Annotated in this window: 13 protein-coding genes; 9 read left to right on the forward strand and 4 right to left on the reverse strand. The window is 70.9% G+C overall.

All coding sequences use genetic code 11. From position 1 onward, the window contains the following. The first annotated feature begins 61 nt into the window (after positions 1 to 61). Together FVE25_RS01310 and FVE25_RS01315 are read left to right on the forward strand one after the other, a co-directional pair. Positions 62 to 973, forward strand: a complete 912-nt coding sequence (locus FVE25_RS01310; RefSeq protein WP_157244499.1) for a lactonase family protein — start codon at positions 62 to 64, stop codon at positions 971 to 973. Positions 974 to 1020: 47 nt separating this feature from the next. Next, entirely contained in the window at positions 1021 to 2355 is a 1335-nt protein-coding gene (locus tag FVE25_RS01315) for a N,N-dimethylformamidase beta subunit family domain-containing protein (protein WP_157244500.1), read from the forward strand. Here FVE25_RS01315 and FVE25_RS01320 read toward each other — a convergent pair. Both FVE25_RS01320 and FVE25_RS01325 read right to left on the reverse strand, forming a co-directional pair. Next, entirely contained in the window at positions 2350 to 3054 is a 705-nt protein-coding gene (locus FVE25_RS01320; RefSeq protein ID WP_157244501.1) for a Clp protease N-terminal domain-containing protein, read from the reverse strand. The two genes, FVE25_RS01315 and FVE25_RS01320, sit on opposite strands and share 6 nt — an antisense overlap. A 31-nt stretch (positions 3055 to 3085) precedes the next feature. Beyond that, positions 3086 to 4543, reverse strand: coding sequence for an FGGY family carbohydrate kinase (locus FVE25_RS01325; RefSeq protein WP_157244502.1), 1458 nt, complete (start codon positions 4541 to 4543; stop codon positions 3086 to 3088). 98 nt (positions 4544 to 4641) lie between these two features. On the opposite strand from FVE25_RS01325, the gene FVE25_RS01330 reads away from it, so the two are divergent. After that, positions 4642 to 5667: a 6-phosphofructokinase gene (locus FVE25_RS01330; protein ID WP_157244503.1), complete on the forward strand. Its 1026-nt coding sequence runs from the start codon at positions 4642 to 4644 to the stop codon at positions 5665 to 5667. 217 nt (positions 5668 to 5884) lie between these two features. Here the strand turns inward: FVE25_RS01330 and FVE25_RS01335 are convergent, their stop codons facing one another. Beyond that, positions 5885 to 6730 carry an MHYT domain-containing protein gene (locus tag FVE25_RS01335; protein ID WP_157244504.1) on the reverse strand — a complete coding sequence of 282 codons (846 nt, stop codon included), beginning with the start codon at positions 6728 to 6730 and terminating at the stop codon, positions 5885 to 5887. A gap of 127 nt (positions 6731 to 6857) precedes the next feature. On the opposite strand from FVE25_RS01335, the gene macS reads away from it, so the two are divergent. From macS to thiI, 4 genes are read left to right on the forward strand one after another with little or no spacing between them, the layout of a single operon-like run. Continuing rightward, the gene (gene macS / locus FVE25_RS01340) at positions 6858 to 7961 is read left to right on the forward strand and encodes a MacS family sensor histidine kinase (protein WP_157244505.1); all 1104 of its coding nucleotides are present in this window, start codon (positions 6858 to 6860) and stop codon (positions 7959 to 7961) included. 38 nt (positions 7962 to 7999) lie between these two features. Further along, positions 8000 to 8584 carry a Uma2 family endonuclease gene (locus tag FVE25_RS01345; RefSeq protein WP_157244506.1) on the forward strand — a complete coding sequence of 195 codons (585 nt, stop codon included), beginning with the start codon at positions 8000 to 8002 and terminating at the stop codon, positions 8582 to 8584. Between the two features lie 4 nt (positions 8585 to 8588). Beyond that, positions 8589 to 9236, forward strand: a complete 648-nt coding sequence (locus FVE25_RS01350; protein ID WP_157244507.1) for a response regulator — start codon at positions 8589 to 8591, stop codon at positions 9234 to 9236. A 42-nt stretch (positions 9237 to 9278) separates the two neighbouring features. After that, complete coding sequence (gene thiI, locus FVE25_RS01355) at positions 9279 to 10496, forward strand: tRNA uracil 4-sulfurtransferase ThiI (protein ID WP_157244508.1); 1218 nt, start codon at positions 9279 to 9281, stop codon at positions 10494 to 10496. A gap of 42 nt (positions 10497 to 10538) precedes the next feature. Here the strand turns inward: thiI and aroF are convergent, their stop codons facing one another. Beyond that, positions 10539 to 11570, reverse strand: coding sequence for a 3-deoxy-7-phosphoheptulonate synthase (aroF, locus tag FVE25_RS01360; protein WP_157244509.1), 1032 nt, complete (start codon positions 11568 to 11570; stop codon positions 10539 to 10541). Positions 11571 to 11784: 214 nt separating this feature from the next. Here aroF and FVE25_RS01365 point away from each other — a divergent pair, with 214 nt between their 5' ends. Both FVE25_RS01365 and FVE25_RS01370 read left to right on the forward strand, forming a co-directional pair. Beyond that, entirely contained in the window at positions 11785 to 12387 is a 603-nt protein-coding gene (locus FVE25_RS01365; RefSeq protein ID WP_157244510.1) for a molybdopterin-dependent oxidoreductase, read from the forward strand. 66 nt (positions 12388 to 12453) lie between these two features. After that, complete coding sequence (locus FVE25_RS01370; RefSeq protein WP_157244511.1) at positions 12454 to 13590, forward strand: sensor histidine kinase; 1137 nt, start codon at positions 12454 to 12456, stop codon at positions 13588 to 13590. The last annotated feature ends 32 nt before the right edge of the window (positions 13591 to 13622 follow it).

Raw genomic sequence — 13622 nt, forward strand, 5'->3', positions numbered from 1 at the left:
GGAAACCCTTGCTTCAGTCAACGAATTCATTGCCAAAGTCAACCATGAGAGGATCCCTCCTGTGAAGCACCTCTACATCGGCGGATACGGCGACGGGATCCTCACCGCCGGCGCCGGCCTCACCCCCGCGCCGGCCCCGTCCTTCCTGGCCGCCCATCCGGCGCTGCCCGTCCTGTACGCCGTGGGCGAGCTGGCCGAGGGCGTCCTGCAGTCCTTCTCCACCGCGGGCGGCGCCCCGGCAGCCACCGGACGGCGGCCGAGCGGCGGCGACAGCCCCTGTCACCTGGCCGTGCACCCGTCGGGCACGCTCCTGGCCGTGGCCAACTACGGCGACGGCGTCGTCTCCCTCCACCACCTCGACGGCGAGGGCCGCTTCACCGGCGAGCCGATCGTCCTGCCGCACACCGGTTCCGGCCCCCACCCCGGCCGCCAGCGGGGGCCGCACGCCCACCAGTGCGTCTTCCACGGCGACGTGCTGCACGTGCCCGACCTGGGCACCGACGAGATCCGCCGCTACACCCTCGCGGGCGAGCCCCTGGAGCCGGTACGGCTGGCGCCCGGCATGGGCCCGCGTCACCTCGTCTTCTCCGGGGAGCGCGTCTACGTGGCCGGCGAGCTCGACGGCACCCTGCGCGCCTACGCGGCCGGCGACTGGCGGGAGCTGTTCCGGGTGAAGGCCAGCGGCGCGGACGGGGTCGTCTACCCCTCCCACGTGGACGTCTCCGGCGGGCGCGTGTACCTCCTCAACCGCGGCCCCGACACGATCGCGGTCTTCTCCGCCGACGGCGACCCCCTGGCCGAGGTGGACAGCGGCGGCGAGTGGCCACGCCACTTCGCCATCGACGGCGGGACCCTGTGGGTGGCCAACCAGAACTCCGCCTCCGTCGCCGTGTTCGCGCTGGCCGGCGGCGTGCCCGGCGCCACCGGAGAGATCATCGAGGTCAAGTCTCCGGCCTGTGTCCTGCCGGTGTAGGCAAAGCCGTACGCGCGGGGGCGGGCGCCGGGTGACGATGGGCGGCTGTGCTGAGAACTATCGTGGTCATCTTCGTGATGGCCGCCGGCTGCGCCGGCAACGCCATGGTCACGCCGCCATCGGCTCCGGCGCCGCCGCCCGCCGAGGCCGCGCCGCCGCCCGCCGCGGACTGGCAGATCACCGAACAGGGCGCGGAACACGAGATCGAGGGCTTCGCCGACCGCGTCAGCGTGCTGCCGGGCGAACGCTTCCGCCTGCGCGTCTCGACGACGGCCCCGCGCTTCACCGCCACCGCCTTCCGCATGGGCGCGACCGTCACCCGGGTGTGGGCCTCCGGCGAGGTCCGCGGGGAGGAGCAGCCCCCGCCGCGGGCCGCCGCGGGGGACATGGTCACCGCCGCCCACTGGAAGCCGTCGCTCGAGGTGGCCACGGACGGCTGGCCGGAGGGCGCCTACCTGCTGCGCCTGGACGCCTCCAGCGGCGCCCAGCGGTACGTGCCGATCACCGTCAGGTCAGCCTCGGCCAGGGGCAAGGTGGTCCTGGTCAACGCCGTCACCACCTGGCAGGCGTACAACCGCTGGGGCGGGCGCAGCCTGTACAAGGGCCCCGACCTCGTCTTCGGCAGCCGCTCGCTGGCCGTCTCCTTCGACCGGCCCTACGACTTCAACGGCGCCCGCCAGTTCCTCGAACTGGAGAAGGACGCCATCCAGGTGGCCGAGCGCAGCGGGGTACGGCTGGCCTACCTGACCTCGCACGACCTGCGTCCCGGCATCCTGGACGGCGCGCGGGCGGTGATCTCGATGGGCCACGACGAGTACTGGTCGCCGGAGATGCGCGCGGTCGTCACCAAGGCCCGTGACCGGGGCACCAACCTGGCCTTCCTCGGCGCGAACGCCGTCTACTGGCGGATCCAGCTCAAGGACCGCGTGCTGGAGTGCGACAAGGTGAAGCGCTGCCTGCACTGGCGCGACTCCAAGCCGGAGAGCTCACTGGTGGGGCAGATGTACGACTGCTTCCCCGCCGAGGCCACCTACATCGTCCGCAGGCCGCGCCACTGGATCTTCCAGGGCACCCGCGGGCGCCGCTTCCCCGGCATGGCGGGGGTGGAGACGGACAAGGTCTCGCGTGGCTCGCCGCGCGACCTCGAGGTGCTGGCCGAGTCGCCGGTGAACTGCGCCGGCCGTAGGACCGTCTCGCACAGCACCTACTACGTCGCGCGCAGCGGGGCGGGCGTGTTCTCGGCCGGGACCATGCGCTGGGTGTGCGGGATGGCGGGGCGGCACTGCGGGCACGGCGTGCCCGACGCCGCGGCCCCCTTCACCCGCCGCGCCACCACCAACATCCTGACCAGGTTCGCCAAGGGGCCGGCCGGCCGGCTATAGCTGCGCCAGCCTGCGCCGGATCTCCTCCTCGGCGGCGTCCTTGGTGATCCCGAGGCCCTCCAGGACGATGATCGCCGGCGCCTCGGGCAGGGACAGGGCACCGAGCAGGATGTGCTCGGTGCCCACGTAGTTGTGGCCCATGCGCAGCGCTTCGCGCAGGGTCAGCTCCAGGATCTTCTTGGACTGGGCGGCGAAGGGCACGTGCGGTTCGGGGGAGCCGGTGCCGGCGGGCATCGAGTTGATCATCGCCTCTTTGACCGTGTCCAGGTCCGCGCCGAGCGCCACCATGGTCGCCGCGGCCAGCGCCGCCGGCTCCCGCAGCAGGCCGAGGACGATGTGCGCCGGTTCGATGTGGTCGTGGCCGGTGGCCTTGGCCTCCTCCTGGCTGGCCACGACGCAGTGGCGGGCCCGGTCGGTGAAGCGGGTGTAGGCGGACAGGTCGTCGGCCAGGGTGCCCTCCTTGGCCACGAACCGCTTCTGGGCCGCCTGCTTGGTGACGCCCATGCTGCGGCCGATCTCGGTCCAGGAGGCGCCCGAGTGGCGCGCCTGGTCGACGAAGTGGCCGATGAGGTGGTCGGCCACGTCGCCGAGGTGCTCGCCCAGGGTGACCGCGTCGGAGAGCTGGCCGAGGGGGTCGCCGTCGGGGTGGCGTTGCTTGATCACGTTGATGAGGTCGTCGAGACGAACGCTTCCATCCATGCGTCAACCATAGGTTGACGAAATCTGTCCGTCAACCCTTGGTTGACGTCAAAGCGACGGCGGCCCGCCAGCGGTCGTAGGCCGCCTCGTCGCGGGCGCCCGGGGTGAAGCGGCGGTCCAGATGCCAGGTCTTGCGCAGGTCCTCCGGCGAGGCCCACACCCCCGAGCCCAGCCCGGCCAGGAAGGCGGCGCCCAGGGCGGTGGTCTCCTGGATGACCGGGCGCTCCACCGGCACCCCGAGCTGGTCGGCCTGCACCTGCATGAGCAGGTCGTTGCCGCTCGCGCCACCGTCCGCCTTCAGGCCGGCGACGCCGCCGCCCATCACCTCCACGACGTCCCGCACCTCGAACGCGATCGCCTCCAGCGTCGCCCGCACCAGGTGGGCGCGGGTGGTGCCGCGGGTGATGCCGGTGATCAGGCCGCGCGCCTCCGGGTTCCAGTGGGGGGCGCCCAGTCCGGTCAGCGCGGGGACGAAGACCACGCCGCCGCTGTCGGGAACCGTGCGCGCCACCGCCTCCGACTCGGGCGCGGTCCCGATGACGCCCAGGCCGTCGCGCAGCCACTGTACGGCGGCGCCGGTCACGAAGATGGAGCCCTCGAGGGCGTAGGTGCGCTCGCCGGACGGCTTCTGCCAGGCCACCGTGGTCAGCAGGCCGGCAGAGGAGCGGAAGATCTCCGATCCGGTGTTGGTGAGGATGAAGGAGCCGGTGCCGTACGTGCATTTGACCTCGCCGGGCGCGAAGCAGGTCTGGCCGAACAACGCCGCCTGCTGGTCGCCGGCCATGCCGCTGATCGGCAGGTCGAGGCCCAGGAAGGCGCCGGGCGCGGTCCTGCCGATCTCGCCGTAGTTGGGCACGATCTCCGGCAGCGCGGACCGGGGCACGCCGAACAGCTCGCACAGCTCCGGCTCCCAGGTTCCGGAGGCCAGGCCGTACAGGAGGGTGCGGGAGGCGTTGGACGGGTCGGTGACGTGGCGGGCGCCCGCGGTCAGGCGGGCGACGAGGTAGCTGTCCACGGTGCCGATCACGATATTTCCGGACTCGACCCCGGACCACACCCCGGGCTCGTTCTCGGCCAGCCAGGTCAGCTTCGTCGCGGTGAAGTACGGGTCCAGGCGCAGGCCGGTCAGCTCCGCCACCCGCTCCTCGTGCCCGGCCGCGCGCAGGCGCGCGCAGATGGCGGCGGTGCGGCGGTCCTGCCAGACGACGGCCCGCCGGGGCGCGGCCAGCGTGCGCCGGTCCCACAGCACGGCCGTCTCGCGCTGGTTGGTGATGCCGACGCACGCAGGGGGTGCCGCGGCCCCGCGCAGGGCGCTCGCGCACGCGGACAGCGTGGCCTGCCAGATGTCCTCCGGGTTGTGCTCGACCTGGCCGGGGGAGGGAAAATGCTGCGGGAACTCCGCGTACCCCTTCGACTCGATCCGGCCGTCCTCGGTCACGATCAGGGCGGTTACACCGGTCGTTCCCGCGTCGATGGCCAAAACAGTCACAGAAGCTGCCCTCCGTCGCTAATTTGGTCTAGACCACTGCCCGAAGCCACGGGCACAATGCGATTCTGGGTCGTGAACCCCTATGGGAGGAACCCGCCATGCGTATTGGAGTGCTCACCGGGGGCGGCGACTGCCCCGGTCTCAACGCTGTGATCAGGGCCGTCGTCCGCAAGGGCGTGAGTGTGTACGGCCATGAGTTCGTCGGATTCCGTGATGGCTGGCGTGGCCCCCTCGAAGGGGACACCATGCCACTGGACATCCAAGCCGTCCGGGCGATTTTGCCGCGTGGCGGCACCATCCTGGGCTCGTCTCGCACCAATCCCATCAAGATCGAGGGCGGCGTCGACCGTATCAAGGAGAACCTCGCGGCGGGCGGCGTCGACGCGCTGATCGCCATCGGCGGCGAGGACACGCTCGGCGTGGCCAGGCAGCTGTGGGAGCGCGAGGTCAAGGTGGTCGGCGTGCCCAAGACGATCGACAACGATCTGTCCGGCACCGACTACACCTTCGGCTTCGACACCGCGGTCAACATCGCCATGGAGGCCATCGACCGGCTGCACACCACCGCCGAGTCGCACCACCGGGCGCTGATCTGCGAGGTCATGGGCCGGCACGCCGGCTGGATCGCGCTGCACGCGGGCATGGCCGGCGGCGCCAACGTGATCCTCATCCCGGAGAAGCCCTTCGACATCGAGCGGGTCTGCGAGTACGTCGAGTCCCGCTTCCGCACCCGCTACTCGCCGATCATCGTGGTCGCCGAGGGCGCGCACCCGATCGAGGGCCAGATGACCCTGCAGACCGGCGAACTCGACTCCTTCGGCCACGTACGGCTCGGCGGCATCGGCGAGATGCTGGCCAAGGAGATCGAGAAGCGCACCGGCAAGGAGGCCCGCACCACCGTGCTCGGCCACATCCAGCGCGGCGGCACTCCGACCGCGTTCGACCGGGTCCTGGCCACGAGGTTCGGCCTCCAGGCGATCGACGCGGTGCACGACGGCGCCTACGGCACCATGGTCGCGCTGCGCGGCACCGACATCGTCAGGGTCGGCCTGGACGAGGCCACGGCCGAGCTCAAGACGGTGCCGGAAAGCCGCTACTCCGAGGCCGAGGTGTTCTTCGGTTAACCGCCTGCAAGCGGGCGGCGGTCATCCGTAAGCGGCTTGCAAGCGGCGGGCCGTACCTTCATGTCAGCGGGGTTATCAACCGCTACAACCCCTCTCAGGGTACGGCTCGCGTCGCGGAGCATCGGCGGCCCACCGTTCGGCGCGAGCCGTACCCAGGACATAGCGCAGACGCGAAGGCGTGCCGGAGACATCGCTCTCCGGCACGCCTTCGTCGTTCCTAGCGGCGGCGCGCTCTGCCCGCGGGGTGCGGCGCCGGCACCGGGTAGGGCGCCTGCTGCTGCGACGTGCGGCGGCGCAGCTCCAGCCGGGCCAGGAGCTCGGCGTCCTCGTGCAGTTCCTCTTCCGAGGGCGACAGGATGACCATCAGCAGCATGGTGAGCGTGATCAGGCTGATCACGGTCATGAGCGGCACCAGGAAGTCGAGCGCGTCGGCGCCGGCCACCGGGGCGCCCTCGTGGTGAGGGGTGACGCTCATCGCGAACATGCCCGTGTAGTGCATGCCGGCCACGGCCACGCCCATGACCAGGGCGGCGCCGGCGATCCAGATGGGCCGCTTGACCCGCAGGGTGAACCACAGGGCGACCGTGGCCGCCACGACCGCGATGAGGACCGAGAGCGCCACGGTCAGCCGGTCGTAGGAGACGTGGGCGGACATGTTCATGGCGTACATGCCGAGGTAGTGCATGCTCGCCACGCCGAGGCCGGTGAGCAGGCCGCCGCCGAGCAGCGGCAGCACCCGGCCGCCGCCGTAGGAGACGAGGAAGAGCCCGGTGCCGACGACCACGATGGCGACGACGGCGGAGGCCACGGTCAGCGGGACGTCGTAGCGGATGGGGGTGCCTTCGACGTCGAAGCCCATCATGGCGATGAAGTGCATGACCCAGATGCCGGTACCGCCGATCGAGACGGCCGCGCCGAGGAGCCAGCGCACCCGTGAGGCGCCTCGCGAGGCGTGCGCCTGGGCGGTCAGCCGCAGTCCGAGCATTGACCCGATGCACGACATCACGTAGGCGAGGGCCGGGGTGAGCGGGCCATGGGTGAAATGATTAACAGCGGAAGACATGCGTCGATATTTCCTCGCATAGGGGACCACGTTAGGGATCACCGGATTGTGTCAGCGGTATGGGCCGATTCGCATGGATACCTCTACTATCTGTCAACCTGATCTGTCGGAAACGTGAGAACGTCTCATGGGCATCGAGAGACCCTTCTGGCGGGCGATCGCCGTCTTCCGCGTGGCGTCACTGGTCTACGCGGGCATCCTGCTCATCCAGCACGACGGCTACGCCCGGCCCGCGCTCGGCTGGCTGGTCATCGGCCTCATGACCCTCTGGACCGCCGCCTCGATCTTCCTCTACTCCGTCGACGCGGTCCGCGGCTGGCCGCTCCTGGTCATCGACATGCTCGTCACCGTGGCCTGCCTGCTGGCCTCGCCGTACGCGCAGGGCCGGTTCCAGTTCGCCCAGGGCGTCATGCCCCTGCCCGCCACCTGGGTAGCCGCCCCCGTCCTCGCCTGGGCGGTCTACGGCGGCCGCCGCCTCGGCGCCGTCGGGGCCGCCATCGTCGCCGCGGCCGACATCTGGCTGCGCGTCCGCACCCCCGGCGCCCCCGTCTACCTCAACGGCGCCGTGCTGCTGTTCCTGGCCGGCGTCGTCGTCGGCCACGTGGCCCGCCTGGCCAAGCAGGCCGAGGAACGCATGCAACGGGCCATCGAGATGGAAGCCGCCCAGCGTGAGCGCGACCGCCTGTCCCGCGGCATCCACGACTCGGTCCTGCAGGTCCTCGCCCTGGTTCAGCGCCGCGGCCAGGAGATAGGCGGCGAAGCGGCGGAACTCGGCCGCCTGGCCGGAGAGCAGGAGGCCGCCCTGCGCGACCTCATCTCCCTGCGCCCCGCCCCCTCCGGCGACCTGCGCACCCTGCTGACCAGGTACGGCTCGGCCACGGTGACGGTGTCCACCCCGGCCACCCCCATCGTCCTCCCCCCGGCCACCGCCGAGGAGGTGGCCGCCGCGGTCGGCGCCGCCCTGGACAACGTCCGCACCCACGTCGGCCCGGCCGCCCGCGCCTGGGTCCTCGCGGAAACGGAGGACGGCACGGTCATCGTCAGCGTCAGGGACGAGGGCGGCGGCATCCCGGAGGGCCGCCTGCGACAGGCCGAACGCGACGGCCGCCTGGGCGTGGCCCAGTCCATCAAGGGCCGCATCACCGACCTGGGCGGCACGGTTACCTATATAACGGCCCCGGGTGAGGGTACCGAGGTGGAAATCCGGATACCGATAGGTGGAGGTGCGTAACATTGAGTAATCACCATGGAGAGGGAAAGGAGAGCCGGATGAGCGTCGCTCCGATCCACGACTTCGGCCCCTACACCATTTACGACCTGGACGCCATGCCAGATGAGGGCAAACGGTTCGAGCTTGAGGACGGATGGTTTCGCGAGTTGTCCCCCAGCACCTGGCACGACCATGCCGCAGACCGCTTGAAGGATGTACTGAAGGACGCGGCGAGCAAGTCCGACGCCGCCATGTACATCGCGGGCGGATCCAACGACGTGGCAACTCCGGCAGGCGTCCGGAAACCCGATGTCTTCGTCATGAGCCGAGACGCTGCTCGCGCTTCGATCGAACGCAAGTCTCGGACGTTCTATTCGGGAGACATCCTCGTCATCGTCGAGGTGGTGTCAGTACGAAGCGGTAGCGAGCAGACCGACCGTGTCCGGAAGGTGCGGGAGTACGCGCAAGCGGGGATCCCGCAGTACTGGATCGTAGATCTGGAACCCACACCGAAGATCGTCATTCTCGAGCTCGTGGAAGGCACATACCGCCTCGCCCGCGAAGCTAAGGCGGGACAGGAGTTCACCGGCGACTTCCCGTTCCCGTTCTCATTCGATCCCGGGACGATGACCGACCTAGAGTGACCGCATGGTGCGGGTGATGGTGGTCGACGACCATCCGATGTGGCGGGACGGCGTGGCCAGGGATCTGGCCGAGGCCGGGTACGACGTGGTCGCGGCCGTGGGGGAGGGGCGGCAGGCGGTCAGGGTGGCAGGGGCGGTGCGGCCCGAGGTCGTGGTGCTGGATCTGCAGCTGCCGGACCTGTCGGGGGCCGAGGTGGCGCGCGGGCTTCAGGCGCTGGAGGCGCCGCCCAGAGTGCTGGTGCTGTCGGCCAGCGCGGAGCAGGACGACGTGCTGGAGGCGGTCAAGGCGGGCGCCTCCGGGTATCTCGTGAAGTCCGCCTCGCGGGAGGAGTTCCTGGACGCCGTCCGGCGGACGGCCGAGGGGGATGCCGTCTTCACGCCGGGGCTGGCCGGGCTGGTGCTGGGGGAGTACCGGCGGCTGGCGGCGCAGCCGGACAAGGAGGAGGACGGGCGGCCCCGGCTGACCGATCGGGAGACCGAGGTGCTCCGGCTCGTGGCCAAGGGGCTCTCCTACCGGCAGGTGGCCGACCGGCTGGTCCTCTCGCACCGGACGGTGCAGAACCACGTCCAGAACACCCTCAACAAGCTTCAACTCCACAACCGGGTGGAGCTGGTCCGATACGCGATCGAGCAAGGTCTGGACGAGGACTAAACTCGATGGGTCGGAAAGCACTGAAACCCGTGGAGGACCCCCATGACGCTGGCCGCCCTGGGCGAGCCGTGCGTACTGCTCAAGCTGGGCGAGATCGTCCTCAAGGGCAAGAACCGCGAGCTGTTCGAACGCCGCCTGATCAACAACATCCGGACCGCGCTCCACGAGCTGGACATCAAGGTCGACGTGCGCAAGCGGCACGGCGTCATCGCGATCTTCCTGCCCGCCGGCGCCACCGTTGAGCAGGCGGAGGCCGTCGCCCGGCGGGTGGCCGACGTGCCGGGGCTCGTGTGGATCCACCGGGCCTGGCGGGTGGCCAAGGACCCGGACACCGTGGTCAAGGCGGGCCTGGAGCTGGTGCGCGAGAGTGAGCAGGTCGCGCGCAAGGCGACGTTCGCCGTGCGCTCCCGCCGGCGCGACAAGCGCTTCCCGCTGCGCTCCAACGAGCTCGACCGGCTCGTCGGCGGCGCCATCAACGACGAGTACGGCCTGCCCGTCGACCTGTCCAAGCCGGAGCTGACCCTCCACATCGAGGTGGACCGCGACGAGGTGTTCGTCTTCACCGACGGGCTGCCGGGCCAGGGCGGCCTGCCGGTCGGCTCCAGCGGGCGGGCGCTGGTGCTGATGTCCGGCGGCATCGACTCGCCGGTGGCCGCCTACCGGATGATGCGCCGCGGGCTGCACGTGGACTTCCTGCACTTCTCCGGCATCCCCTTCACCACCACCGAGTCGATCTACAAGGCGTACGCGCTGGTGCGCAAGCTGGACCGGTTCCAGAGCAACTCGCGGCTGTGGGTGGTGCCGTTCGGCAAGGCGCAGCAGTCCATCCGCAACTCCGGCCAGGACCGCCTGGCCGTCATCGCCCAGCGGCGGCTCATGCTGAAGACCGCCGAGGAGGTGGCGCACCGCATCCGCGCCGCCGCCCTGGTCACCGGTGACGCGCTCGGCCAGGTCTCCTCCCAGACCCTGGCCAACATCACCGCCCAGGACCACGCCGTGGACCTGCCGATCCTGCGCCCGCTGGTCGGCTGGGACAAGACCGAGATCATGGCCGAGGCCCGCCGCATCGGCACGCTGGCCATCTCCGAGCTGCCCGACGAGGACTGCTGCTCCCTCCTGGCGCCCAAGCGGGCCGAGACCCGGGCCAAGATCGAGGACCTCAAGCAGATCGAGAAGCGCCTCGACGCCGAGGAACTCGCCGTGCAGCTGGCCGACTCCATCCAGGAGTACACCCTCGAAGGCGTCGCTCCGGCCTCCTGAGGGGTACGGCGCGGCGTCGCTGTACCCCTCGCGGAAAGCCCATCAGGCGGTCAGCGTGCCCGCGGGCGTGCGGCCGAGCAGCGGCGGGAAGTCGCGCATGACCCCGGCCAGCAGCTCGAGGTCGCCGTCCACCAGCGCCTGCGGGCCGTCGACCAGGGCCTGCTCGGGGTGCGCGTGGACGTCGATGATGACGCCGTCGGCCCCGGCGCCGATCGCCGCGCGAGTCAGCGGGAGCACCAGGTCGCGGTGGCCGCCCGAGTGCGACGGGTCGACGATGACCGGCAGATGCGACAGGCGCTGGGCGACCGGGACGGCCGAGACGTCGAGCGTGTTGCGGGTGGCGGTCTCGAAGGTGCGGATGCCGCGCTCGCACAGCACGATGTCGAGGTTGCCGCGCTGGGCGATGTACTCGGCGGCCATCAGCCACTCCTCGATGGTGGCGCTCATGCCGCGCTTCAGCATGACCGGCCGGCCCGCCGCGCCGACGGCCTGCAGCAGCGCGAAGTTCTGCGCGTTGCGGGTGCCCACCTGCAGCATGTCGGCGTAGGAGGCGACCAGATCGACGTCGTGGGCGTCCACCACCTCGGTCACCACCGGCAGGCCCGTCTCCTCGCGCACCTCGGCCAGGATGCGCAGGCCGGCCTCGCCGAGCCCCTGGAAGGCGTACGGCGAGGTGCGCGGCTTGAAGGCGCCGCCCCGCAGCAGCGTCGCCCCGGCCTTCCTGGCCATGAGCGCGGCCTCCAGCGTCTGCTGCGGCGTCTCCACCGCGCACGGCCCGGCGATCAGCGTCACCGTGTCCGGGCCGATCGGCACCCCGCCCACGTGCACGGTGGAGCGTTCCGGATGGTTCTCCCGGCTGACCAGCTTGTACGGCGTGGACACGCGCACCACGTCCCGCACCCCGGGCATGCCGCGCAGGTTGCCCTGGTCGAGCTGTGTGACGTCGCCGACCAGGCCGACGATCGTCCGCTGCACGCCACGGCTCACGAACGCCTCCACCCCGGCCGCCTCCACGAGCGCGAGGATCGAGGCGAGGTCGTTTCCGGTGGCCTCCGGGCCCATCACGATGACCATGCTGATGTCTCCCTTGAAACGCGAAAAGGCCCCGGGTCCTTGACGGACCCGGGGCCTCTCGCTCGTCTGTGTCTGCTAGCGCAGCGCCACATGGCGATCGGTCCTCACGGGTCCGTCGCCATACCAAAACAGGAACGCGGTGCGCATAGCCCGCAATGTTAGCGCATTCCCACCCGGCGGCGTGCCGGCGATCGGGCGATGACAGGATGGCCGAATGAACGACGAGGAGTCGCGCCTGCCCCCAGGCCAGTACGTACCGCGCGGCCGGCCCGTCATCCACTACGGCCGGGTCCCCCAGTTCCGGCCCGCGACCTGGGACTTCCGCGTCTTCGGCGACACCGAGTCCGGTGAGACGCACCGCTTCACCTGGCCGGAGCTGGAGAAGCTGCCGCGCACCAGCGTGCTCGCCGACTTCCACTGCGTCACCAAGTTCTCGATCATGGGCAACGAGTGGCGCGGGTTCAGCCCGCTGGAGATCCTCGCGCTCGCCCCTCCCGCCGACGGGGTGAACCACGTCATGATCTGGGCGGAGTACGGCTACAGCGCCAACGTCAGGATGACCGACTTCACCGCGCCGGGCACGTTGTTCGTCACCGAACTCGACGACAAGCCCATCACCCCGGAACGCGGCTACCCCCTGCGCGTCGTGGTGCCGCACCTGTACGCGTGGAAGAGCGTCAAATGGGTGCGCAGCATCGAGTACCTCAGCGAGGACCGCCGCGGTTTCTGGGAGGAACGCGGCTACCACAACGTGGCCGATCCGTGGCGAGAGCAGCGCTACTCCTACCAAGAGGAACCGGGCGAGGGCCCACCGTAACGATTCCGCCCGAACTCCATGGCGTTTCCGCCCGGACACCCCGCGTGACGGGCTACGGTTTCCCGCATGTCGACCGCCGCATCCGTGGCGCTCGCCTCCTTCCTGGCGTTCCTGGCCGGCTTCGCGGTCGCGCGGCGACGGCCCGAGCTGCCCGAGGGCGGCTGGAAGGACCGGGCGACGTTCACGACGTTGCACATCGCCGCGCTGGCCGCCCCGTCCCTGCGCGGCGGGCTCACGAAGGAGTCCGCGCGCCGGGCCGTACGCCATCTGCGGGCGCTGCTCGGCACCCACGCGCTCGCGATCACCTCCACCGACGCGGCGCTGGCGTGGGACGGCCCCTGCACGGGCGAGGTGCTCGAGCACGCGCGCACCGCGCTCGCCTCGGGGCGCGCGCAGGTGTTCGCGGGCGAGCCGCACGGCGCGGTGGTCGTGCCGCTCACGGTCGACGACCGGGTCGTGGGCGCGCTGGCCGCCTACGACGAGGAGCTGAGCGCGGCGCTCGTGCGCACCGTGACCGAGGTCGCCCGCTGGGTCTCCGGCCAGCTCGAGCTCGCCGAGCTCGACAGCTCCAGGCGGCGGGCGCTGGAGGCCGAGATGCGGGCGCTGCGCGCGCAGATCTCGCCGCACTTCGTCTACAACGCGCTCACCACCATCGCCTCGTTCGTCCGCACCGACCCGGGCCGCGCGCGGGAGCTGCTGCTCGACTTCGCCGACTTCTCCCGGTACGCGCTGCGCCGCGCCCAGGACTTCACGACCCTGGCCGACGAGCTCACCTGCGTGGACCGCTACCTGCTGCTGGAACGCGCCCGGTTCGGCGACAAGCTGCGCTTCACCGTCCAGGTGGCGCCCGAGGTGCTGCCGGTGCCCGTGCCGTTCCTGTGCCTGCAGCCGCTGGTCGAGAACGCCATCAAGCACGGCATGCGGGCCGCGGGCGGATCCGGGCGCGTGCGGGTGGTGGTGCGTGACGCCGGCCCCGAGGCGCACATCACCGTGGAGGACGACGGCGCCGGCATGGATCCGGAGCACGCCCGCCGCGTTCTCGACGAAGCCCCCGGCGAGGGCCGCGGCATAGGGCTGGCCAACGTGGACGTCCGGTTGCGCCAGATCTATGGCGAAGACTATGGATTGGTGGTCGAGACCGGGCTCGGCGCCGGCACGAAGGTACGGCTGCGCGTCCCCAAGACCCGGCCTAGCTCTTTGTAGTCAAATCTTTACCTGCCGTAGGCGTGTCGCTT

It is taken from the genome of Nonomuraea typhae, assembly GCF_009760925.1.
Taxonomy (GTDB): Bacteria; Actinomycetota; Actinomycetes; order Streptosporangiales; family Streptosporangiaceae; genus Nonomuraea; species Nonomuraea typhae.